The organism is Escherichia sp. XD33 (assembly GCF_019375075.1).
Classification (GTDB): domain Bacteria; phylum Pseudomonadota; class Gammaproteobacteria; order Enterobacterales; family Enterobacteriaceae; genus Enterobacter; species Enterobacter flexneri_A.
This window is the reverse complement of sequence record NZ_JAENDM010000048.1, coordinates 1-23,811: the sequence shown is the minus strand read 5'-3', so window position 1 is coordinate 23,811 and position 23,811 is coordinate 1. Positions and strand designations below refer to the sequence as shown.

Sequence of the window (23,811 nt, the reverse complement as noted above, 5' to 3'; positions counted from 1 at the left end):
CGCTTGACGCGTCTTATCAGGCCTACAACCGGTGCCGCATCCGGCAATTGGTGCACAATGCCTGATGCGATGCTTGACGCATCTTATCAGGCCTACAATGGGTACCGGATCGGTAGGCCGGATAAGGCGTTTACGCCGCATCCGGCAAGAATAGAGCACCAGTTAACCGAACTTACTCTGCGCCCAAATCACGCCGCTGGCATATTCCGGCGGCAGCAGCGGGATTAAGGCTTCCAGCGTCGCAGTCAGACGCGATGTGTCGCTGTCGGTCAAATTCAGATGCCCCACTTTACGCCCCGGACGGACTTCTTTGTCGTACCAGTGCAGATGCACCAGCGGCAATTTCAGCCAGTCATAATTCGCATCGCTACCAATCAGATTGATCATCACCGACGGATTATTCACTACTGGTTGCGGTAACGGCAGATCGGTAATCGCCCGCAGATGCAGCTCAAACTGGCTGATGCTGGCACCGTTTTGTGTCCAGTGACCGCTGTTATGCACACGCGGAGCCAGTTCGTTGATCAGCAGACCTTGCGGGGTGACAAAACACTCCATCGCCATCACGCCCACATAGCCCAGCTCCTGCATAATCGCCGACAGCATCTCTTCGGCTTGCGCCTGCTGCTGTGCGTTGGCCTGCGGAAAAGCGACGCTGGTGCGCAAAATACCGTCCTGATGCAGGTTATGCGTCAGCGGATAAAACACGGTACTGCCATCAAAGCCGCGCGCGCCAACCAGCGACACTTCACCAGAGAAGTTTATGCCCTGCTCGACAATACATTCGCCGTAGCATTCAGCCGGTAACTGCTCGGTTTCATCGGCGCGTAAACGCCATTGACCGCGACCGTCATAGCCACCAGTGCGACGCTTAACAATCGCCAGCTCACCTAAACGATCAAACACCGCAGGCCACTCGCTGCGTTCGGCAAGTAACTGCCACGGTGCAGTCGGCAGGTGGAGCTTATCGAAAAGCTGCTTCTGAGTCAGACGGTCAGCAATAATCGGGAACACATCGCGGTTCACAAAGGCCGGATGGCGCGCCAGCTCGCGGGTTAATGCGGTTTCCGGCCAGCGTTCTATCTCAGCGGTAATCACGCTTTGTTGAAAAGGCACCGCCGCCGGTTCAGCGTCCAGCCCGACTGGCCAGACAGCAATGCCTAACGGTTCGCCTGCCTGACGCAGCATACGGCCTAACTGCCCGTTACCGAGGACGCAAACCTGTTTCATGCCGCACCTCGCGGGTCCGGGTTTTCCAGTACTTCGTCGGTCTGGGCATTGCGCCAGTCATTCAGACGCTGGTGCAGTTCTTTATCATGAGTCGCAAGAATTTGTGCTGCCAGTAACGCCGCGTTTGCCGCGCCAGCTTTACCAATCGCCAGCGTACCCACCGGAATGCCGCGCGGCATTTGTACGATAGAATAGAGGCTATCGACACCGCTCAGTGCGGCGCTCTGTACTGGCACGCCCAGCACCGGCACCAGCGTTTTGGCGGCAATCATACCTGGCAGGTGCGCCGCGCCGCCTGCGCCCGCAATAATCACCTGATAACCGTTCTCTTCGGCGCTTTCGGCGAAGCTGAACAGTTTATCGGGGGTGCGGTGAGCAGAAACCACTTCAACGTGGTGCGGGACATTCAGGATTTCGAAGATTTCGGCGGCGAACTGCATGGTAGCCCAGTCGCTTTTGGACCCCATCACGATGGCGACACGCGCCGGATTATTGCGGGAAGACATGCGTCTTAAAACTCCTGTGGTGCACAACTCTCGGCTTTAGAGGGCACAGAGAATAGCACGGAAAGAGAGCAAGGAAAACGGTTGCGTGGCTGTGAAATCAGCAAAGTTGCGGGTTTTTTAAAACGGAAAATGAATTAGCTCAACGTCATCCGCCGTGACTTTCACCATCGAACCTTCCGTATGCCAGGCACCCAGTACCACGCGAAAAGCAGGTTGCTGATTGGCGATAAGTTCATGCACCGCCGGGCGATGGGTATGCCCGTGGATCAGCCATTGCACCTGATGTTTTTCCATCGCACTGACTACCGCGTTTTGGTTAACGTCCATGATCGCCAGCGATTTACTGCTATTGGCTTCTTTACTGTTCGCGCGCATTCGCGCGGCAATGCGTTTGCGCACAAACAACGGCAGAGCGAGGAATAGCATTTGCAGCCAGGGTTTGTGGACTTTGGCGCGAAAAGCCTGATAACCCGCGTCATCGGTGCACAGCGTGTCGCCATGCATAATCAACACCCGGCGACCATAAAGTTCGAGCACCTTTTCTTCCGGCAATAATGTCATGCCGCTTTCACGGGCAAAGCGTTTGCCGAGCAGAAAATCACGGTTGCCATGAATGAAATAACAGGGAACGCCGGAATCGGACACCGCTTTGATCGCTGCCGCCATCTGGCGATGGAGTGGGTTGGGATCGTCGTCGCCAATCCATGCTTCAAACAGATCGCCAAGAATATACAGCGCGTCGGCCTTGCGGGCTTCCCCCGCTAAAAAACGCAGAAAACCGGCGGTGATCGCCGGTTCTTCCACGCAGAGATGAAGATCTGCAATAAAGAGTGTCGCCACGATTACTCGCTAACGGTCACGCTTTCAATGATAACGTCTTCTTTTGGCACGTCCTGGTGCATACCGCTACGACCGGTTGCAACACCTTTGATTTTGTCTACCACGTCCATGCCGTCAACCACTTCAGCAAACACGCAGTAGCCCCAACCTTGCAGGCTTTCGCCAGAGAAGTTCAGGAAGTCGTTATCAACCACGTTGATGAAGAACTGTGCAGTTGCAGAGTGCGGAGCCTGAGTACGTGCCATTGCCAGCGTACCACGGGTATTTTTCAGGCCGTTGTTGGCTTCGTTTTTGATCGGTTCTTTGGTGGCTTTTTGTTTCATGCCCGGTTCAAAACCGCCGCCCTGAATCATAAAGCCGTTGATAACACGGTGGAAAATGGTGTTGTTGTAAAAACCTTCGCGGCAGTAGTCCAGGAAGTTTTTAACTGTTTCAGGTGCTTTATCGTCAAAAGTTTTGATGACAATATCGCCGTGATTGGTGTGGAAAGTAACCATTTTTGCATCCTGTTCCGTTTGATTGGTGCTTCAACCCAGTTCGGGTCATATATAGGGTGGTGTTATAGCATAACCGCACGATCGGATCATCACGCAATGTATGCTGATTCGCGCGGGAAATATGGGTATTATACGCAACTCAATTACCCACACATGTCTAAACGGAATCTTCGATGCTAAAAATCTTCAATACTCTGACACGCCAAAAAGAGGAATTTAAGCCTATTCACGCCGGGGAAGTCGGCATGTACGTGTGTGGAATCACCGTTTACGATCTCTGTCATATCGGTCACGGGCGTACCTTTGTTGCTTTTGACGTGGTTGCGCGCTATCTGCGTTTCCTCGGCTATAAGCTGAAGTATGTGCGCAACATTACCGATATCGACGACAAAATCATCAAACGCGCCAATGAAAATGGCGAAAGCTTTGTGGCGCTGGTGGATCGCATGATCGCCGAAATGCACAAAGATTTTGATGCGTTGAACATTCTGCGCCCGGATATGGAGCCGCGCGCGACGCACCATATCGCAGAAATTATTGAACTCACTGAACAACTGATCGCCAAAGGTCACGCTTATGTGGCGGACAACGGCGACGTGATGTTCGACGTCCCGACCGATCCAACTTATGGCGTGCTGTCGCGTCAGGATCTCGACCAGCTGCAGGCAGGCGCGCGCGTTGACGTGGTCGACGACAAACGCAACCCAATGGACTTCGTTCTGTGGAAGATGTCGAAAGAGGGCGAACCGAGCTGGCCGTCTCCGTGGGGCGCGGGTCGTCCTGGCTGGCACATTGAATGTTCGGCAATGAACTGCAAGCAGCTGGGTAACCACTTTGATATCCACGGCGGCGGTTCAGACCTGATGTTCCCGCACCACGAAAACGAAATCGCGCAGTCCACCTGTGCCCATGATGGTCAGTATGTGAACTACTGGATGCACTCGGGGATGGTGATGGTTGACCGCGAGAAGATGTCCAAATCGCTGGGTAACTTCTTTACCGTGCGCGATGTGCTGAAATACTACGACGCGGAAACCGTGCGTTACTTCCTGATGTCGGGCCACTATCGCAGCCAGCTGAACTATAGCGAAGAGAACCTGAAGCAGGCGCGTGCGGCGCTGGAGCGTCTCTACACTGCGCTGCGCGGCACAGATAAAACCGTTGCGCCTGCCGGTGGCGAAGCGTTTGAAGCGCGCTTTATTGAAGCGATGGACGACGATTTCAACACCCCGGAAGCCTATTCCGTGCTGTTTGATATGGCGCGTGAAGTAAACCGTCTGAAAGCAGAAGATATGGCAGCGGCGAATGCAATGGCATCTCACCTGCGTAAACTTTCCGCCGTATTGGGCCTGCTGGAGCAAGAACCGGAAGCGTTCCTGCAAAGCGGCGCGCAGGCAGACGACAGCGAAGTGGCTGAGATTGAAGCGTTAATTCAACAGCGTCTGGATGCCCGTAAAGCGAAAGACTGGGCGGCGGCAGATGCGGCGCGTGACCGTCTTAATGAGATGGGGATCGTGCTGGAAGATGGCCCGCAAGGGACCACCTGGCGTCGTAAGTAATTGCGCTATTGCCGGATGCGAGTTTTCGCATCCGGTTATCGTCTGCGCCACCACAACATTCCCATCAGTAGCATCCCCGGCAACCACACCCACATCAATTCAGAAATAATCACCTGATGCCCGTACGCTGTGGTGTAACGAGACAATGCAAACGGCGCGACTTTAATCACCTGCCAGGGAGCGAAAAAGCGTTCATCTGACCACGGCCACAGCCAGCCAACCCCTTTACCGCCAGTGGTTACCGAATCCAGCAAGCTGTGCGATAGCAACGAGACGGTTAAAAACAGCCAGCAGCGAATCAGCCCAGCCCTGAACCATCGACGTCCAATCAGCACACATAACAGCGGGACAACAAACGCAAACACCAGCGAATGGGTAAACCCGCGATGACCAAAAACATTGCCGTAAGCAACGCCAAAATTAAACGACAAGACGTCGGCATCGGGCAGCATCGCCAGGATGATTCCGGCAAATAACAGGCGCGGAGGGATGACTTTCGAACCCAACCCTAAACCAATGCATAGGGGAACGGCGGCGTGCGTAATAACGGTTGGCATGATGGTCGCTTCGGCAAAATGTCGATGCTATCAGCATGGATGAACGGGGCGTAGAGGGCAAAAGTCTGAAAAGAGAACCGGCCTGTTGATACAGGCCGGGAAAGGGATCAGGCAACAACCTGTACGCTGTGACCTGCAAAACTCACTGTCTGACCGGCGACGATTTTGCAGCGTTTGCGCGTTTCAACCGCACCGTCGACTTTCACCTGGCCTTCGGCAATCGCGATTTTCGCCTGCGCGCCGCTTTCGCTCCAGCCTTCCAGTTTCAGCAAGTCGCACAGCTCAACGTGCGGATGTTTACCTAAAGAAAATGTCGCCATGTTACTCATCCTGTGGATCATGATATTCAACGCACGCCTGTAGCGTGTTTTCAATCAGCGTGGCAACCGTCATCGGGCCAACGCCGCCGGGAACAGGCGTAATGTATGAGGCGCGTTTAGCCGCGTCTTCAAACACGACGTCGCCCACAACTTTGCCATTTTCCAGACGGTTGATGCCGACATCAATCACAATTGCGCCTTCTTTGATCCAGTCACCGGGAATAAAGCCTGGCTTGCCAACGGCAACGATCAATAGATCGGCATTTTCTACGTGATGACGCAGATTTTTAGTGAAGCGGTGAGTCACTGTAGTGGTGCAACCTGCCAGCAGCAGTTCCATGCTCATCGGGCGGCCAACGATATTCGATGCGCCAATCACCACGGCGTTGAGGCCGAAGGTATCAATGTTGTAACGCTCAAGCAGCGTGACGATACCGCGCGGGGTGCAGGGACGCAGACGCGGCGCGCGCTGGCACAGACGACCGACGTTGTAAGGATGGAAACCGTCCACGTCTTTGTCCGGATGAATACGTTCCAGCACTTTGACGTTATCAATACCCGCCGGTAACGGCAGTTGAACCAGAATGCCATCGATGGTGTTGTCGGCATTCAGCGTATCGATAAGCTCCAGCAGCTCCGCTTCGCTGGTGGTTTCCGGGAGGTCATAAGAGCGGGAGACGAACCCGACTTCTTCACAAGCCTTGCGTTTGCTTGCGACATAAATTTGCGATGCAGGGTTACTACCCACCAGCACAACGGCCAGTCCTGGTGCCCGCAGTCCGGCTGCAATACGCGCCTGAACTTTTTGAGCAACTTCAGAGCGCACCTGCTGCGCAATCGTTTTACCGTCAATAATCTTTGCTGCCATCAGAGAGAGGATTCCATCTGTTACGTAGGTCGAAGGGGATGCGCCTATTTTGTCAGAAGCGGGGCGCGCTGTCAGGTTTCGTTTCAGATTTATCGCGTGAAGCGACCTCTTGCGAAGGTGAGGCGCACCGTCGCTGAGACTGAAAGCTTCATTTTTCGTCCATGATGGCGTTGTAAATCTGGAACTGATTTATTTCCTTGTCTAAGGATTAAGATAATTTAAGAAATACCTGACAATATAAAAAGAATTTTCAGCCTGGTAATTTACCGCTTCAGGTCTATATTTGTGTTGAATATATTATGCGCGGAAGTATTCATCTAACGGGGCTCTCTATTTTTTAGAATAGAGTGCATATTTTCAATTAAGACATTCTTAGAGGATAAAAAGGAATTTACTACTATCAGTGTCTTAAATAAAGTAATCGGTTATATACGGATGTGGAGTCGATAAATGAGATTGAAGGAATATATATGAAATTAAGATTTATTTCGTCTGCGCTGGCTGCCGCACTATTCGCCGCTACGGGTAGTTATGCTGCCGTTGTAGATGGCGGTACAATTCACTTTGAAGGCGAACTGGTGAATGCTGCCTGTTCAGTGAATACTGACTCGGCAGACCAGGTTGTCACACTCGGTCAATATCGTACCGATATTTTCAATGCTGTTGGTAATACCTCTGCATTAATTCCATTCACCATTCAGTTGAACGACTGCGATCCTGTTGTTGCCGCTAATGCTGCCGTTGCATTTTCTGGTCAGGCTGATGCAATCAATGATAATTTATTGGCCATTGCATCCAGTACCAATACAACAACAGCAACGGGTGTCGGTATTGAAATACTTGATAATACATCCGCAATTCTCAAACCTGATGGGAATAGCTTCTCAACCAACCAGAACTTGATCCCCGGGACCAACGTTCTTCATTTTTCTGCACGTTATAAAGGCACCGGTACAAGTGCATCAGCAGGGCAAGCAAATGCTGACGCGACTTTTATTATGAGATATGAATAATCAAAACCACGTTGTTTTGAATTATATATCACGTCTTATAACAAAGTAATGTACCGGTTGTCTGAAGCGGTATGGTGGCAATGTAAATCGAAATCATGTTCACTTTGTATCATGCCGCTTTATTAAATGAAAAGGGAATGATGTGTTGTAAGAAACCAAAGCAATCATTTCTTTATATTCCTTATTTTTGCCGTCAGGAATACACAAGGCGTATTAACTATGATGACTAAAATAAAGTTATTGATGCTCATTATATTTTATTTAATCATTTCGGCCAGCGCCCATGCTGCCGGAGGGATCGCATTAGGTGCCACGCGTATTATTTATCCCGCTGATGCTAAACAGACTGCGGTATGGATTAGAAATAGCCATACCAATGAGCGCTTTCTGGTCAATTCGTGGATTGAAAACAGCAGCGGTGTAAAAGAAAAGTCATTCATCATTACACCGCCACTGTTTGTTAGTGAACCCAAAAGCGAAAATACTTTGCGTATTATTTACACCGGTCCACCGCTGGCAGCAGATCGTGAGTCTCTGTTCTGGATGAATGTTAAGACGATCCCTTCGGTAGATAAAAATGCATTGAACGGCAGGAATGTTTTGCAACTGGCGATTTTATCGCGCATGAAATTATTTCTCCGTCCAATTCAATTACAAGAATTACCCGCAGAAGCGCCGGACACACTCAAGTTTTCGCGATCCGGTAACTATATCAATGTTCATAATCCATCACCTTTTTATGTCACCCTGGTTAACTTACAAGTGGGCAGCCAAAAGTTGGGGAATGCTATGGCTGCACCCAGAGTTAATTCACAAATTCCCTTACCCTCAGGAGTGCAGGGAAATCTGAAATTTCAGACCGTTAATGATTATGGTTCAGTAACTCCGGTCAGAGAAGTGAACTTAAACTAACCGAATCATCTGACAATATCAGAGCTAATTATGAAAATACCCACTACTACGGATATTCCGCAGAGGTATACCTGGTGTCTGGCCGGAATTTGTTATTCATCTCTTGCCATTTTACCCTCCTTTTTAAGCTATGCGGAAAGTTATTTCAACCCGGCATTTTTATTAGAGAATGGCACATCCGTTGCTGATTTATCGCGCTTTGAGAGAGGTAATCATCAACCTGCGGGCGTGTATCGGGTGGATCTCTGGCGTAATGATGAGTTCATTGGTTCGCAGGATATCGTATTTGAATCGACAACAGAAAATACAGGTGATAAATCAGGTGGGTTAATGCCCTGTTTTAACCAGGTACTTCTTGAACGAATTGGCCTTAATAGCAGTGCATTTCCCGAGTTAGCCCAGCAGCAAAACAATAAATGCATCAATTTACTGAAAGCTGTACCTGATGCCACAATTAACTTTGATTTTGCAGCGATGCGCCTGAACATCACTATTCCTCAGATAGCGTTGTTGAGTAGCGCTCACGGTTACATTCCGCCTGAAGAGTGGGATGAAGGTATTCCTGCTTTACTCCTGAATTATAATTTCACCGGTAACAGAGGTAATGGTAACGATAGCTATTTTTTTAGTGAGCTCAGCGGGATTAATATTGGCCCGTGGCGTTTACGCAACAATGGTTCCTGGAACTATTTTCGCGGAAATGGATATCATTCAGAACAGTGGAATAATATTGGCACCTGGGTACAGCGCGCCATTATTCCGCTGAAAAGTGAACTGGTAATGGGAGACGGCAATACAGGAAGTGATATTTTCGATGGCGTTGGATTTCGTGGTGTACGGCTTTATTCTTCTGATAATATGTATCCTGATAGCCAGCAAGGGTTTGCCCCAACGGTACGTGGGATTGCCCGTACGGCGGCCCAGCTAACGATTCGGCAAAATGGTTTTATTATCTATCAAAGCTATGTTTCCCCCGGCGCTTTTGAAATTACAGATTTGCACCCGACATCTTCAAATGGCGATCTGGACGTCACCATCGACGAGCGCGATGGCAATCAGCAGAATTACACAATTCCGTATTCAACAGTGCCAATTTTACAACGCGAAGGGCGTTTCAAATTTGATCTGACGGCGGGCGATTTTCGTAGCGGTAATAGTCAGCAATCATCACCTTTCTTTTTTCAGGGCACGGCACTCGGTGGTTTACCACAGGAATTTACTGCCTACGGCGGGACGCAATTATCTGCCAATTACACCGCCTTTTTGTTAGGGCTGGGGCGCAACCTCGGGAACTGGGGCGCAGTGTCGCTGGATGTAACGCATGCGCGCAGTCAGTTAGCCGACGACAGTCGTCATGAGGGGGATTCCATTCGCTTCCTCTATGCGAAATCAATGAACACCTTCGGCACCAATTTTCAGTTAATGGGTTACCGCTATTCGACACAAGGTTTTTATACCCTTGATGATGTTGCGTATCGTCGAATGGAGGGGTACGAATATGATTACGATTACGACGGTGAGCATCGCGATGAACCGATAATCGTGAATTACCACAATTTACGCTTTAGCCGTAAAGACCGTTTGCAGTTAAATATTTCACAATCACTTAATGACTTTGGCTCGCTTTATATCTCTGGTACCCATCAAAAATACTGGAATACTTCGGATTCAGATACGTGGTATCAGGTGGGGTATACCAGCAGCTGGGTTGGCATCAGTTATTCGCTCTCATTTTCGTGGAATGAATCTGTAGGGATCCCCGATAACGAACGTATTGTCGGACTTAATGTTTCAGTGCCTTTCAATGTTTTGACCAAACGTCGCTACACCCGGGAAAATGCGCTCGACCGCGCTTATGCCTCCTTTAACGCCAACCGTAACAGCAACGGGCAAAATAGCTGGCTGGCAGGTGTAGGTGGGACCTTACTGGAAGGCCACAACCTGAGTTATCACGTAAGCCAGGGTGATACCTCGAATAATGGGTACACGGGCAGCGCCACGGCAAACTGGCAGGCCGCTTACGGTACGCTGGGGGTCGGGTATAACTACGACCGCGATCAACATGACGTTAACTGGCAGCTGTCTGGCGGTGTGGTCGGGCATGAAAATGGCATAACGCTGAGCCAGCCTTTAGGGGATACCAATGTTTTGATTAAAGCGCCTGGCGCAGGCGGTGTACGCATTGAAAATCAAACTGGCATTTTAACCGACTGGCGCGGCTATGCGGTGATGCCGTATGCCACGGTTTATCGGTATAACCGTATCGCGCTTGATACCAATACGATGGGGAATTCCATCGATGTTGAAAAAAATATTAGCAGCGTTGTGCCGACGCAAGGCGCGTTAGTTCGTGCCAATTTTGATACCCGCATAGGCGTGCGGGCGCTCATTACCGTTACCCAGGGCGGAAAACCGGTGCCGTTTGGATCACTGGTACGGGAAAACAGTACCGGAATAACCAGTATGGTGGGTGATGACGGGCAAGTTTATTTAAGTGGTGCGTCATTGTCTGGTGAATTACTGGTTCAGTGGGGAGACGGCGCGAACTCACGCTGCATTGCGCACTATGTATTGCCGAAGCAAAGCTTACAGCAAGCCGTCACTGTTATTTCGGCAGTTTGCACACATCCTGGCTCATAAAGGAAATTATCAATAAGATAATCTGCAGATTATTATTGGCGATGGCATGTTTGTGTCTGGCAAACATATCCTGGGCTACTGTTTGTGCAAATAGTACTGGCGTAGCAGAAGATGAACACTATGATCTCTCAAATATCTTTAATAGCACCAATAACCAGCCAGGGCAGATTGTTGTTTTACCGGAAAAATCCGGCTGGGTAGGTGTCTCAGCAATTTGTCCACCCGGTACGCTGGTGAATTATACATACCGTAGTTATGTCACCAACTTTATTGTTCAGGAAACTATCGATAATTATAAATATATGCAATTACATGATTATCTATTAGGTGCGATGAGTCTGGTTGATAGTGTGATGGATATTCAGTTCCCCCCGCAAAATTATATTCGGATGGGAACAGATCCTAACGTTTCGCAAAACCTTCCATTCGGGGTGATGGATTCTCGTTTAATATTTCGTTTAAAGGTTATTCGTCCCTTTATTAACATGGTGGAGATCCCCAGACAGGTGATGTTTACCGTGTATGTGACATCAACGCCTTACGATCCGTTGGTTACACCTGTTTATACCATTAGTTTTGGTGGCCGGGTTGAAGTGCCGCAAAACTGCGAATTAAATGCCGGGCAGATTGTTGAATTTGATTTTGGTGATATCGGCGCATCGTTATTTAGTGCGGCAGGGCCGGGGAATCGACCAGCTGGCGTCATGCCGCAAACCAAGAGCATTGCGGTCAAATGTACGAATGTTGCTGCGCAGGCTTATTTAACAATGCGTCTGGAAGCCAGTGCCGTTTCTGGTCAGGCGATGGTGTCGGACAATCAGGATTTAGGTTTTATTGTCGCCGATCAGAACGATACGCCGATTACGCCTAACGATCTCAATAGCGTTATTCCTTTCCGTCTGGATGCAGCTGCGGCAGCCAATGTCACACTTCGCGCCTGGCCTATCAGTATTACCGGTCAAAAACCGACCGAGGGGCCGTTTAGCGCGCTGGGGTATTTACGCGTCGATTATCAATGAGGTACGGAGAATGAGAAGAGTACTCTTTAGCTGTTTCTGCGGGTTACTGTGGAGTTCCATTGGATGGGCAGCTGACCCTTTAGGAACGATTAATATCAATTTGCACGGTAACGTTGTTGATTTCTCCTGTACCGTAAACACAGCGGATATTGATAAGACGGTAGATTTAGGCAGATGGCCTACGACACAATTACTGAACGCTGGCGATACCACGGCACTCGTCCCTTTTAGCCTGCGGCTGGAGGGATGTCCTCCGGGTTCAGTTGCGATTTTATTTACGGGAACGCCGGCATCCGATACCAACCTGCTGGCTCTGGATGATCCCGCAATGGCACAAACCGTTGCCATCGAATTACGTAATAGCGATCGCTCCCGGCTCGCACTGGGGGAGGCGAGCCCGACTGAGGAAGTAGATGCAAATGGCAATGTCACACTAAACTTTTTTGCCAATTATCGAGCGTTAGCCAGCGGTGTTCGGCCAGGTGTGGCGAAAGCGGATGCGATATTTATGATCAATTATAATTAATATTATATTAATTCGTATAATTTGGCGTAGTCGATAAGCTCTACAATTGAATGCAAACCTAGCTTGCCATAAATATTAGATTTATGCGCACTAACTGTTTTATTGCTAAGTAATAACTTATCGGCAATTTCTTTATTAGATAATCCGCTAACCAGATAACGTAATATGGTCACTTCACGATTAGATAGCACAGTGATCGTTGAACTATTCGTACTACATTTATTGCTTTTTATATAGTTAAGCGTTTCGCTAGGAAAAAACGTGTATCCGGAGAGGATCATCTGAACGGCATGAAAAATATCATTCTGATCATTGCATTTACTGACAAAACCGTTAGCACCAGCTTGTATCGCTCTGCCAGCATAAAAGCATTCTGATTTCGATGATAAAAATAACACTTTCACTGTGCTCTGGATTTGTTTGATCCTTTTCAGGAAGGTAAAACCGTCTGTTCCGGGTAAGTCTATATCCATAATGATTAAATCAACAGGACGGGTTCGGAGATAATCGATGGTTATGCGGTAATCATCCGTTTTCAGGACAATCTGCAATTCACTGTTTTTTTGCAACAGAACTTCAATAGACATTCTGATGATAGGATGAGTATCCATAATGATCACCGACGTTGGTTTCATAGTTACCAGTCTCATAGGAGCGGACAATTTTCCGTTAGGGCGGTAAATTGTACTTTGATACATGAAAATACGGGTTTTCTTGATTCAGACGCGCAGCGGTGTGCGTTTGTTTGCCACTATAGCGAAATAAATCAGAAAATCAGACGCGGTCGTTCACTTGTTCAGCAACCAGATCAAAAGCCATTGACTCAGCAAGGGTTGACCGTATAATTCACGCGATTACACCGCATTGCGGTATCAACGCGCCCTTAGCTCAGTTGGATAGAGCAACGACCTTCTAAGTCGTGGGCCGCAGGTTCGAATCCTGCAGGGCGCGCCATTTCTTCTTCATTTATGCCCGTCTTATCCGTTTCCGCTTTGCCCTTCACCACATCACTTTTTGTCGCTGTTTGGCGAGATAATTCAACGGTGTCAGGCCGTAAAACGCCTTAAAAACAGAGATAAAGTACGACGTGCTGCTATAGCCACATAATTGCGCCACCTGAGTGATATTTTTGTTATCCATCAATAACATCTGTACGGCGTAACGCATACGACACTCTGTGACAATCTGGCTATAGCTGGTATTTTCGTTTTTTAATTTCTTTTTGAGCAGGCTGGGGCTTAAACATAGCGAACTGGCGACAATTCGCAGATTCCAGTAGTGCTGAATATCGCTTTGAATAATGCGGCAGACGCTGTCGCGGACGCTGCTGCGTAAGATATACATCAGTAGGGCAATAAACCGCGATTGCTCAAGAAAGTTAGACAATACGGTAAAAAGCAATGCGCGCGTCAACTCCGCTTCGCAGGGTTTGCTGGGTTGCTGCTTGCTGTGGTTGGCGGCTAGCCGGAACACTTCCGGTGTACGGCTATGACAAGCGATAACCGGGGTAGCCAGCCGCGACCAGGGCTTTACACAGGTTAAGTTCTTATTTAAAAACAACAGATAATCGTTGATGATGTTACGGTTGATGTGGGTGATTAATACGTGATTTAACGTTGAGAGTTCAATGACGTTATTGTTGCACGCGAAGGCGGCCAGGTAGTTTTTCGGAAGGGTAAACGTAGCATGGTTATTGACGCTTACCTCTACCTCTTTTTCGGTCAGGATCACCACGCAAGGTTTACTGCTGCTCAATTGCATTTCGCACTCCTCAGATATCAGAAACTCCGCTCAAAGGATCTATGCTTCCTGCATGAGTGATCGGCCCGTTCGCCGATAACGATCTTCTTTCTTTAGCACGCTTTTTAGCAATTAATCTTGATGGAATTCTGACGAGAGCGAAAGAGGTAAGCCAGGTCGTACCCGACTTACCTGGAGGAGATTTAATACTCGAGAATGCCGTGCGCGACGGGCAAATAGCGCAGAGAGAAATAGAGAGTGTCTTTACCGCAAGAGGAACGTTTCGCTAACAGCGAGGCAATTTCTGCGTCCGGTTTCGGTTTCGCTGTAAAGGTTTTGCCTTTGCCGGCGACAAACAGTTCATAAACAATGCCGCTTGCTGGGGCGGAGCTTTGGCAATCGGCGCTGGCCTGTAGATAACGTTCACGCTGTTCAGCGGTAAGTTTATCCACGCCGCTGCCATCCTGTACCCAGACATTAACGCCGGTTGCTTTAACGTGTTCCAGCAGTTGGCGATAGCCATCGGGCGACATGTTTCCGGCGAAAAAACTACTGATATAAACCGGTTTTGCTGAAACATCGCTAATCAGCCGCTGCTCGTTGTTTAACCATGTTAGCAAAGGCTGACGGGCGGCTTCGCTGCGCCAGTTCAGGTCGTCAATTTCCGCGCTGATGTACCAGCCATCCGGCGTTACGCCAGGCGCGGCGCTCCATAATCTGGCTTGCTGGAGATCGGCAGCCAGCAGGCGATTAAGATAGCTTTCCAGCGCTGCGGACGACTGTTTCTGGTGCATAAAAAATTCCGGATCGGCGTTCAGCCCGACAATCAGCTTCAGGCCAGCCTGTTGCGCAGCTGCGGCCCGCTTAAACAATAACGCGCGCTGTTCTGGCTGGGTGAATGCATCGCCGTAACGGGTCCATTGCAAAACCAGGGTATCGAAGCCTTGCAAACGTAACTGACTCATCAGCCCCTGCCACTGGGTATCGGTAACCTGACTATCACGGTTTTGTGGTTGCCAGATAATACCTTTCATCGCAAAGGAAAAAGGGCTGACCAAAAGCAGTGTCAGCAATACGAAAATGAACTTACGCATTTACCAGTGCACTCCAATGGTGAGAAACGCGTTGTTGCGCTCTCCGTTACGTTGATTAATCGCCTTAAAGGTATGTTGATACTCGACGCCGAGACTGACTTTGTGCGGCCAGGCGTCGTAGTGCGTCTCGCCGGTCCAGATATTCCAGCGGACCCCGACACCGCCAAGCTGCGCGCCCTGAGTGCCTTTATCACGATAGCCGTTGTCCTGAACGTGAGCGTAAGGCTCAATAGTCTGTCCGTTAGCTACCTTCTGATGCCAGCTGACGCGATAATCTGCCGTCCACGCCTGAATATCCTGGCGGATATATTGCGCCGCATCGAGGTACAGGTTTTGGGCAAACCAGCCTGAACCGTTCGGGTGCCATTCGTCGCTGTATTTGCCGCCATTAAAGAATGAGGCGCTGGCGCGCAGCATGGTATCGGATGCGCCATTTTGCCCGTTCAGCGGCAACTGCTGTTCGACGGCGAGGAAAAAGATCTGATCGCGCAGCGGCTTCCAGCGTAGACCGGTGCCGGACATCGGATTTTTCACCGGCATCATCACCCCGTTTTCTCCGGTATCGGCAAAGACGCGGCTATAAACTGAGAGCAGGTCGCCTTCCAGCAGCATATTGCGTCCGATGCGGTACTCGGCTTCCAGTTGCCCGTAGCTACGATAGCTTTTCCCTGGCGCTGCGCCGCCGACATTATTGTTAGCGGTGCTCATTGCCCCGGAACGCAAGCCGATAGAAGAATCGAAACTGAACGTCCAGCGGCGACCGACCTCCTCATGCAAACGGCGGAAATTGAAGCGTTGCTGATTTTGCTCTGGGGTCAGTGGGGTTATCAGCGCCTGATTATCAATGTCATCAATCACCAGCCGGGCGTAGTGCTGCGTCGCAGGCATGTCATCCAGACGCTGGTTCACATAGGCCAGTTGTCGGATCAGTGCCGGATCGTCCGGTAGCCCTTTATGCGCCTGTTCGAGCATTTCCCGCGACTGTGCGATATCACCGCTATCCCACAAGGCGTAACCAAGCGCTGCCTGGGTGTTGCTATTATTCGGTTCCAGTTCCAGCGCGGCGCGCAAATCACTCACCGCGGCCGGGACATTATGACGTTGGCGATAAATTGTCGCCCGCGCAACGTAAGCGTTGGCAGAAGGCGCAATATTGATTGAGCGCGTGAGATCGTTCAGTGCGAGTTCCGGCTGACCAGGAATGTAACGTTGCGCATGCAGCCACCAGTAGAGCGCATTGCTTCCCAGTCCACGTTTTTCTGCCTGTTGTAGCCAGCGATCGCGAGCCGCACCATTTCCTGCCGCCTGGGCGGTATTGGCAGCAGCAAGCAGATCCTCATTGCTCATGTCGTGAAGACTGATTTTCTACCAGGCCGCCAGTGCGGTGGCGTAGTCCTCAACCTGATACGCCTGATAGGCTACCGCACGATGTTGCCAGGCGTTCGGTTGTCGTTGTTCGGCCTGAAGCCATGCATACAACGCCACACCGGGTAGCGTGTCCCGATAACACTTTGCCAGACGGTTCCAGGCGGCGGCATCGTAGGAAGGCGACATATCGCCCAGCAAGCGAACTATTGCCGGGCAATTATCTGCAATACCCGGCAACTGACTTTGCCACTGACGTTGCTCCGCCAGCGGTAAGGGTTTCGATAAAATCGCCACCTTCGCCGGCGTTGCCAGGTAAGGATGACTTTCCAGCAGAGACGCCAGTCGTGCCATTAAAGTCTGGCTGACACGCGTATCGCCCTGGAAAGGATAGCGTTGCAGCAATAAATCGGCAGCTTCGCGTGACTGCTCGTTCTGCATCAGTTGCCAGGTTAGTTGATCCAGGCGGGTAAGATTTGCCGGTTCTTGCTGATACAGCAAGCGTGCCAGACGCAGAGCTTCAGCCTTGTTACGGGTCGCCACGCTGACAGCATAACGCTCCTCAAGCATTTCATTGGCGGGGAGGGTGGCGAGCAGTTTTTGCGCTGCGTCGTACTGACCTTCTTTTAACAGCACCGGTAGCGTCGCGCCAACAACATACTGGCGGTTGTCGGCAAACTGTACCGTATCATTCGCCAATGCCTGAACGGGGTTGGCGCTGTATTTAGATAACAGATAGAGCCAACTTTTCTCTTGTGCGTCCGTGGTAAACAGCGGCTTATTTTCATTGAGATAATGCTGGAGGCGTGCTTTTTCGCCACGATAAGCCAGCGCGGTCGCGTAAGTAATATATGACTGAGGATCGGTGAAGATCCCCTGTGATTGCAGTGCCAGGATCCGATCGTCTAGCTGCCCGGCAAGAAGCACGTCAAACCACTGACGGCGTTCTGCCGCGCTTAATGTGTTCTGCTGGCGTGCTTCATTGTATAGCGTATCTGCCTGGGACCATTGTTTCAGGTAGATTGCCCGTTGCAGCAGATCGGTTCGCAGCGTTTTTCCTTCTGGCGATGCAGCAAACGTCGCATCGTTCAGTTGCGCTCTGGCGACAGGTAACTGTGCCAGCCGCAGGGCATTCTGCCCGACATCACTGCGACAACGCAGGGTCGGTGCAGCATCGCACGCTTTTTGCTGGGCAAGCAGTTCTTCAACAGTCGTAACGCTTTTCACTTCAACTGGAATAGCCGCCAGACTGCGCTCAAGTCGGGCATCTCCTGGGTGACGTTTCAGTTGATCCTCAAGCAACAGCCGCGCCCGGTCATCATGACCAAAATGGCGATAGGCTTCCGCAAGGTATAAAGTCAGCGGAATATTATCCGGCACCTGCTGGTGTATATATTCAAATTCGCGGATGGCGGTTGCTTCGTCGTTATTTTTCTGTGCCTTCAGCGCCTTATCGAGACGGGGATAAATAACAAAATGGCGATAATCGCTCAGACCCAGCTCTTCTGCGCTGGTGCCGATATTGTCTGCGAGTGCGCTGGTACTCAATAAAGACGTCAGCAGTAAACCAGACCATCCGATGACGCGATTAAGGTTATTCTCCTTCATTTTCGGACTCCAGTTGCGCAACCTGTTCTGTGTTTAAACCTGCTTTGAGTAATAGTGATTGCATCGAAACTTGTAATTCGCGTTGAATTGTCAGGACGCGATCCAACGTTTCCTGGCTGATAACGCCTTCGGTGACCAAAAACTTGCCGAGCGGCAGAGAACTGCGTTCATGGCGCAATAACAACACGTTAATTGCTGAACGATTAATATGACCGAGCGTGGTCAGTATTTCGGCGAACAGGAACTGATGCGGCACATATTGCCGCCAGATTTCACCGGCCTGCTGTTCCGTGAGCCACTGATGCTGAACCGCATTGTACAACATTGCCCGCGGATCGTGACCGCGTCGGCGTGCATACCAGTGACGTAACCCTGTGACAATTTGTCCCCGCAGAACAATGACGTAACGCACTTTGCGTCCGACTTTACGCGTCAGGGCCGCCAGCGAAACCGGGTCAATACCATCTTCACTGCCGACAATTAACTCGTCATTTTCCAGACGCAGCGGCAGTACCGCATAATGCAGCGCCACGGAGGCCGGCATTTCGGCAATCAGCGAGGAAGGGATCTGCCAGGCATCGATGGATTCCCACGCCACGCCGTTTTGCTCTGCCAGCGCCTGTGCCAGCTGCTCGGCGCTAATCAGCCCCTGCATCAGCATTGAACCGCCCAGGCGTAGACCTTCGACGCGATTACGCAGTGCTGTATCGAGTTGTTCTTCAGTGATGACCTGATTTTCCAGCAGAATTTGACCTAACGGGCGCAACGAGCGGGTATCGCCAGTCACGCTGGGGAAGTCATGCGTTGTTTTATCCCACGCCACGCGACGTGGATCGCCGTGTTGAAGTACCTGTTTTAGCGCGCGCCAGTTGGCCATGAAGTTAATCAGGTTGCCCCAGAAAAGACGCAGGACGGAAAGCAGCCCCTACGTCAGGCCGTAGTAGCCAGTAACGAAAATCACCCGCTGCACGATGCGGTTAACCATCAAACCAAAGTTTAGCCACAGCAGGGTCATTAACCATGCGCTGCCGCTGAAAATAGAAAGGAAATGCCAGGCATCGGGCCACAAACTTTCATACGCCAGCAACAGCAAAAGCTGGATCATCACCAGCATCGCGAGGAAGCTGACAAAGTTACTGATTGCCCCTTTGCGGTCGCGCCAGAGAAAGTAGTTCAGCGTCAGGCTGGAGGTCCATTTATGGGTTTTAAAGCCTTGGAAAACAATGCCGATGATCCAGCGGGATTTTTGTCGAACCGCAGTCGAAAAGGTATCGGGGAAATATTCGCGCACGCAGATCATGTTTGATGTCCGCGCGTGCTGTAAAAATTTACGCTGCTCGCGTTCTTTGGCTTCGTCCACCACCGGAAAACGGACAAAAATTTCCGTCATACCTTTTTCTTTCAGGCGGAAGCCAATGTCGTAATCTTCAGTAAGACTCTGCACGTCGAAAGCAATACCGTCACCGTCAGCTAACAGTGCGGTCACGGCGCGGCGGCTGAAACAGGTGCCGACGCCTGCGCTGGGCACTTGTCCGGCGAGGGCTTCACGCACCGGAACATCTTTGCCATGCAGCTCTGAAAACTCATCAATGTAAGTCATGCTGGTGAAGTGCGTCCATTCGCGTTCGAACGGATACACCGGGATCTGAATCAGATCTTTACGCTCGACCAGATAGTTGAACAGACGCAATTCCATCGGTGAAATCACATCTTCGGCGTCATGCAGAATAAAACCAGCAAAAGCGAAATTGGCGCTACGCTCAAATTGGGTGATGGCGTCCAGCACGTTGTTCAGACAGTCGGCTTTGCTGGTGGGGCCAGGACGCGCGCAGACTACCTTATGCACATTCGGGAAGCGAGCGCACACTTCGTCAACATCACGCTGAGTATCGGGGTCGTTGGGGTAGGTGCCAACAAAGATATGATAGTTTTCGTAGTCGAGCGTGGTCGCCGCCAGCTCGGCCATATTGCCGATGACGCCCGTTTCATTCCATGCCGGAACCATAATCGCTAACGGTTTTTCATCTGGTTTATACAGTTCGCGGTAACTCATTCGCGGGTAGCGGCGATAAACACTCAACTTGCGTTTAATGCGGCGTACCCAGTAGACGACATCAATACAAAAATCGTCCAGCCCGCTGATGAACATGATGACCGCTAACGTTATCGCGATTACTTTTAAGCCGTAGAGCCAGGTAGCAAAAACATCAAGAAGCCAGTCCACACAAAAACCTTACATTAACGCTGGTTATGTTTAGGGTGGCGTATATTAAGGTTTTTTATGAATTGTGACAGCTTTTTACCATTAATAGGTATGACTATTGCGGCACGTTATTTTTACACTGGTTATAAAAGTTGCCGTTTGCGTAGAATGTAGACAAAAGCATGGTGTCCTGGGACGGGGAGGTTAACGTCATAGTGAAAAGGAGCGGTGGCACCGAGCAGGTCATCATGTAGTGGAAGTGCCTGGAGGAGGTGAGCAGGCAGGGCAAGATTACGAAAGCCCGTTCCCCGCAAGGACTGACGCCAGATAGTTTCTCTCCATGGCTGCTTTTTGCATCTTACGTCTTAACCCTGCCTTGAATACCTTATCATTAGTCAAAATATTAATAGCGATGTGCCGTATCCCTGAAAATAATTCTGCTGCATTTCCTCTTCTTATTTTGCAGTCGTCTTCATTCATTACCACGTCCAGACGCCAGTGCAGCTTATTCTCCACGTGCCAGTGGTTTCGGATTGCTGTGGCGAACTTCTCTGCGGTTAAATCAACAGAACTGATATAATATCTGACCGTCATTTCTGGCTCTTTCTTTTGTTCTGCTATTATGGACCGAAAGGAGACTGCCACGCATAATTTCTTTAGCCCTTTCCATTCAAACGTGAAATCAATAAGTTCATCAGGGACATCGCAAACAATATGAAGACGGATTTCTTCTCTGCCGTGACTCTTTTCACTCATTGCGTAACTGTCATGCTCTGGATTATTTAATTCTTTCAGCGGAAATTTTTCCTCAAAGGCTTTATTTAGCCGCCCCTGGTTTCCTTTTACCGCGAATAAATAATCACATCCCTGTTTTTGTATCTTCTCTGCAATATCTTTCTGGCAACCCATCGCATCGGTTGTGATGATTTTTCCTTTAATATCCAGCATGTTAATAAGTTCAGGGATAGCTGTAATCTCATTAGATTTCTTATCCGTCTTGATCTGTCCGATGACCAGACTGTGCATTGTTGAGAACGCACTAATGACATGAATCGCTCCCCTGCGGTGACTCTTGTCAGAAGAGTGCCGGAGCGTTTTTCCATCAATTGCAATGACGTCTTTATCATCTGAAGAATGACAATCACGCATCAAGTTAATAAAGCACTCGTGAAATTTTGCAGGACTGATACAGGATACAACTCTGGCAATGGTATCGTGAACAGGAATACCATTTTCAAAATCACCATATTGCTTCAAAAAATCGAGATGTGTTTCCCCAAAATCCTCTATATCTTCCCAACCTTCTGCACCAGAAATAACGGCACAAATAGTCAACAGTAGAATATCCGATAATTTATGTTCCACTTTCCAGGGTTGTCTGTAATCGGGGATAATAGAAATATGTTCCATCAATTTTTTAAGTTCCATTTTGTTCTCCTTAATTATGTAAGAAGTATTTGATCATGTATAAGCAATAAAAAACAGCTTCAGGTAATAAGGAATATCTCAATTTTTAAACATAAAATGCGAATTATTTAGTACAAAAAGTGAACTTCTGATGATCTTTCCCTGGTTAATATCCAGGCATCATGTTACGTGACATGGTGTAGCTATTGAAAAACTACGTTAGCGGATATTTGTTTGCCTCCTTTTTTTTACCCAGCATACCCCATCCCAACAATTTGAATTAAATGTCGTAAAATTGATAACTTCTTTACCTTTTGAAAAATATGTTATTGGGCAAAACTCATCTCCACTTAATGGTTTAAAGCTGGTTATTATGTCACAATTTAATTGTTGTGATAGTGATTGAGCGATGAAATCAGTTAGAGATGGAAGATACTTGCTTTCAATCGATGTTGTTGATGTGCCGAAATCAACTTCATAAGAAAAATCAATCTTCGCTAGTAATTCAATATATTCTGCATCTTTGTCAATAAAAGATGTGTCATAAGTAATGTTTTTTTATACTCATTTACATCAAAGTAGTCATATTTTAATATCGAAAAGTCAATGTCTAGAGCATTTACAAACTTATAAATACTATCGGTTAGTTTACTTTTATCTTTATACTCTATGAGTATACTTGATTTGGTGATCATATTTTTAAAATCTCCAAAAAGGTTCTAAAACGGATTGATCAATCACTTCAACTCGAGCTGTTGAATTATTAGGTTTGAAGTTTCCAAAGAATTCATGAAATTCCTCAAGTGTATTTTTGGAATTGGAACTTCTAATTACCAGGACGATACCATTATCTCCCACCAGGCCAACTCCCTTGTTAACATTTTTTACCTCATGATATACCTCATATAATGTAGCATTATTTCTAAGATAAAAATTACGAAGTTCATTGTTAAAAGATGGGTATTGTCCCGTTCTACATATTGGATTAATCTTTTTTTATTTCTTTTTGTAATAAGGCCAATGCACACTCGCCAGCAATAATTTCATCAAATAAGTATTCCAATGTTCCTCTTAACACTAAAGCACGACAATCATTTTCCGTAGTGCGTTTAATAAATAACTCTTTTTCAATATATAACTCTTGCATAACTTCAGAATTTGAAGATAGTAATTGGCAGCGGCATGGGAACTCAAGATGTTCATTGTATAAAACGCTAAAAACTATGTTTCCCGCAATAATAAATATATCTTTTATCGGCAGAATTATATTCATCACAACCCCTTGTCTTTCAATATTTTGAGTATTGCTACATCCTCATCAGATAACCCAAGCATTTTTTTGTGTCTTATCATGAAATCCTTAACGTGCGTTTCTGCACTCCCTAGTCCATAACGTCCTAATTTTTCAGCTATTCCTAGTTTCTCTTGTGTACCATGTAAAAACTCTTCAAGAATAGCGGCTTTACTCGGATTTGAACGAACAATAATCGTCATGTCTAATACCGAAGCTTCGGCTCCAAAATGTTCAAGCATTCTGAATTCATCTGAGCCTGGTAATGCTATTATTAAATGTCTTTTCCGCGATATAGCCGCCAGAAGTTCTGGGGCTGCCTTCTCAACCCCATGAGATCACTGGAGCTATTCATCATTTTAGATAATGAAGCTCCGGTAATGACTCCAACTTATTGATAGTGTTTTATGTTCAGATAATGCCCGATGACTTTGTCATGCAGCTCCACCGATTTTGAGAACGACAGTGACTTCCGTCCCAGCCTTGCCAGATGTTGTCTCAGATTCAGGTTATGCCGCTCAATTCGCTGAGTGTAACGCTTGCTGATTACGTGCAGCTTTCCCTTCAGGCGGGATTCATACAGCGGCCAGCCATCCGTCATCCATACCACGACCTC

At 48.7% G+C, this 23,811-nt stretch carries 20 protein-coding genes, 1 tRNA gene and 2 pseudogenes; 7 read left to right on the top strand and 16 right to left on the bottom strand.

The genetic code is table 11. From position 1 onward, the window contains the following. Positions 1-162: 162 nt before the first annotated feature. From purK to ppiB, 4 genes are all read right to left on the bottom strand, one after another. Entirely contained in the window at positions 163-1,230 is a 1,068-nt protein-coding gene (gene purK / locus K0778_RS20335) for a 5-(carboxyamino)imidazole ribonucleotide synthase (protein ID WP_000815566.1), read from the bottom strand. After that, positions 1,227-1,736, bottom strand: a complete 510-nt coding sequence (gene purE / locus K0778_RS20330; RefSeq protein WP_001351650.1) for a 5-(carboxyamino)imidazole ribonucleotide mutase — start codon at positions 1,734-1,736, stop codon at positions 1,227-1,229. Before purE ends, purK begins: the two co-directional genes overlap by 4 nt. A gap of 117 nt (positions 1,737-1,853) precedes the next feature. Beyond that, positions 1,854-2,576, bottom strand: coding sequence for a UDP-2,3-diacylglucosamine diphosphatase (gene lpxH, locus K0778_RS20325; RefSeq protein WP_000212252.1), 723 nt, complete (start codon positions 2,574-2,576; stop codon positions 1,854-1,856). A gap of 2 nt (positions 2,577-2,578) precedes the next feature. Further along, the gene (gene ppiB, locus K0778_RS20320; RefSeq protein WP_000255997.1) at positions 2,579-3,073 is read right to left on the bottom strand and encodes a peptidylprolyl isomerase B; all 495 of its coding nucleotides are present in this window, start codon (positions 3,071-3,073) and stop codon (positions 2,579-2,581) included. 173 nt (positions 3,074-3,246) lie between these two features. On the opposite strand from ppiB, the gene cysS reads away from it, so the two are divergent. Next, positions 3,247-4,632, top strand: a complete 1,386-nt coding sequence (gene cysS / locus K0778_RS20315) for a cysteine--tRNA ligase (protein ID WP_000912345.1) — start codon at positions 3,247-3,249, stop codon at positions 4,630-4,632. A gap of 35 nt (positions 4,633-4,667) precedes the next feature. Here the strand turns inward: cysS and K0778_RS20310 are convergent, their stop codons facing one another. From K0778_RS20310 to folD, 3 genes are all read right to left on the bottom strand, one after another. Next, complete coding sequence (locus K0778_RS20310; protein WP_001143558.1) at positions 4,668-5,189, bottom strand: metal-dependent hydrolase; 522 nt, start codon at positions 5,187-5,189, stop codon at positions 4,668-4,670. A gap of 107 nt (positions 5,190-5,296) precedes the next feature. Further along, positions 5,297-5,509, bottom strand: a complete 213-nt coding sequence (ybcJ, locus tag K0778_RS20305) for a ribosome-associated protein YbcJ (RefSeq protein WP_000190288.1) — start codon at positions 5,507-5,509, stop codon at positions 5,297-5,299. A gap of 1 nt (position 5,510) precedes the next feature. Continuing rightward, the gene (gene folD, locus K0778_RS20300) at positions 5,511-6,377 is read right to left on the bottom strand and encodes a bifunctional methylenetetrahydrofolate dehydrogenase/methenyltetrahydrofolate cyclohydrolase FolD (RefSeq protein WP_000729160.1); all 867 of its coding nucleotides are present in this window, start codon (positions 6,375-6,377) and stop codon (positions 5,511-5,513) included. Between the two features lie 470 nt (positions 6,378-6,847). Here folD and fimA point away from each other — a divergent pair, with 470 nt between their 5' ends. The 5 genes from fimA to sfmF all read left to right on the top strand — a co-directional run bounded on the left by fimA (position 6,848) and on the right by sfmF (position 12,487). After that, positions 6,848-7,390 carry a type 1 fimbrial major subunit FimA gene (gene fimA, locus K0778_RS20295; protein ID WP_000776555.1) on the top strand — a complete coding sequence of 181 codons (543 nt, stop codon included), beginning with the start codon at positions 6,848-6,850 and terminating at the stop codon, positions 7,388-7,390. Positions 7,391-7,609: 219 nt separating this feature from the next. Then, positions 7,610-8,302: a type 1 fimbria chaperone FimC gene (gene fimC, locus K0778_RS20290; RefSeq protein WP_000988365.1), complete on the top strand. Its 693-nt coding sequence runs from the start codon at positions 7,610-7,612 to the stop codon at positions 8,300-8,302. Positions 8,303-8,332: 30 nt separating this feature from the next. Further along, complete coding sequence (locus K0778_RS20285) at positions 8,333-10,942, top strand: fimbrial biogenesis usher protein (RefSeq protein ID WP_063084482.1); 2,610 nt, start codon at positions 8,333-8,335, stop codon at positions 10,940-10,942. A gap of 41 nt (positions 10,943-10,983) precedes the next feature. Beyond that, the gene (gene fimH / locus K0778_RS20280) at positions 10,984-11,961 is read left to right on the top strand and encodes a type 1 fimbria D-mannose specific adhesin FimH (RefSeq protein ID WP_001301128.1); all 978 of its coding nucleotides are present in this window, start codon (positions 10,984-10,986) and stop codon (positions 11,959-11,961) included. A 10-nt stretch (positions 11,962-11,971) separates the two neighbouring features. After that, positions 11,972-12,487, top strand: coding sequence for a fimbria assembly protein (sfmF, locus tag K0778_RS20275; protein WP_001255226.1), 516 nt, complete (start codon positions 11,972-11,974; stop codon positions 12,485-12,487). 2 nt (positions 12,488-12,489) lie between these two features. Here the strand turns inward: sfmF and fimZ are convergent, their stop codons facing one another. Continuing rightward, positions 12,490-13,122 (bottom strand): fimbria biosynthesis transcriptional regulator FimZ, encoded by a 633-nt coding sequence (fimZ, locus tag K0778_RS20270; protein ID WP_000805422.1) that lies wholly within the window; start codon positions 13,120-13,122, stop codon positions 12,490-12,492. A 242-nt stretch (positions 13,123-13,364) separates the two neighbouring features. Between fimZ and K0778_RS20265 the strand changes: the two genes are divergently transcribed. Continuing rightward, positions 13,365-13,441 (top strand) — tRNA-Arg (locus K0778_RS20265). A gap of 45 nt (positions 13,442-13,486) precedes the next feature. Here the strand turns inward: K0778_RS20265 and envY are convergent. From envY to K0778_RS20225, 8 genes and pseudogenes are all read right to left on the bottom strand, one after another. Beyond that, positions 13,487-14,248 (bottom strand): DNA-binding transcriptional regulator EnvY, encoded by a 762-nt coding sequence (envY, locus tag K0778_RS20260; protein WP_001177481.1) that lies wholly within the window; start codon positions 14,246-14,248, stop codon positions 13,487-13,489. Between the two features lie 182 nt (positions 14,249-14,430). Continuing rightward, positions 14,431-15,321 (bottom strand): DUF4434 family protein, encoded by an 891-nt coding sequence (locus K0778_RS20255; protein WP_001224575.1) that lies wholly within the window; start codon positions 15,319-15,321, stop codon positions 14,431-14,433. Continuing rightward, a pseudogene (nfrA, locus tag K0778_RS20250) lies at positions 15,322-18,294 on the bottom strand (bacteriophage adsorption protein NfrA). Beyond that, positions 18,281-20,518: pseudogene (nrfB, locus tag K0778_RS20245) on the bottom strand (cyclic di-3',5'-guanylate-activated glycosyltransferase NrfB). Before nrfB ends, nfrA begins: the two co-directional pseudogenes overlap by 14 nt. Before the next feature lie 270 nt (positions 20,519-20,788). Next, positions 20,789-21,925 (bottom strand): ISAs1 family transposase, encoded by a 1,137-nt coding sequence (locus K0778_RS20240; RefSeq protein WP_000420966.1) that lies wholly within the window; start codon positions 21,923-21,925, stop codon positions 20,789-20,791. A 964-nt stretch (positions 21,926-22,889) separates the two neighbouring features. Then, on the bottom strand, positions 22,890-23,177 hold the full coding sequence (locus K0778_RS27805) for a hypothetical protein (protein ID WP_001021473.1): 288 nt from the start codon (positions 23,175-23,177) through the stop codon (positions 22,890-22,892). Continuing rightward, positions 23,177-23,437: a hypothetical protein gene (locus K0778_RS20230; RefSeq protein ID WP_000889443.1), complete on the bottom strand. Its 261-nt coding sequence runs from the start codon at positions 23,435-23,437 to the stop codon at positions 23,177-23,179. The genes K0778_RS27805 and K0778_RS20230 overlap by 1 nt, the downstream gene beginning before the upstream one ends. 149 nt (positions 23,438-23,586) lie before the next feature. Continuing rightward, a partial coding sequence (locus K0778_RS20225; protein ID WP_024169623.1) for an IS1 family transposase occupies positions 23,587-23,811 on the bottom strand: 225 nt, incomplete at its 5' end.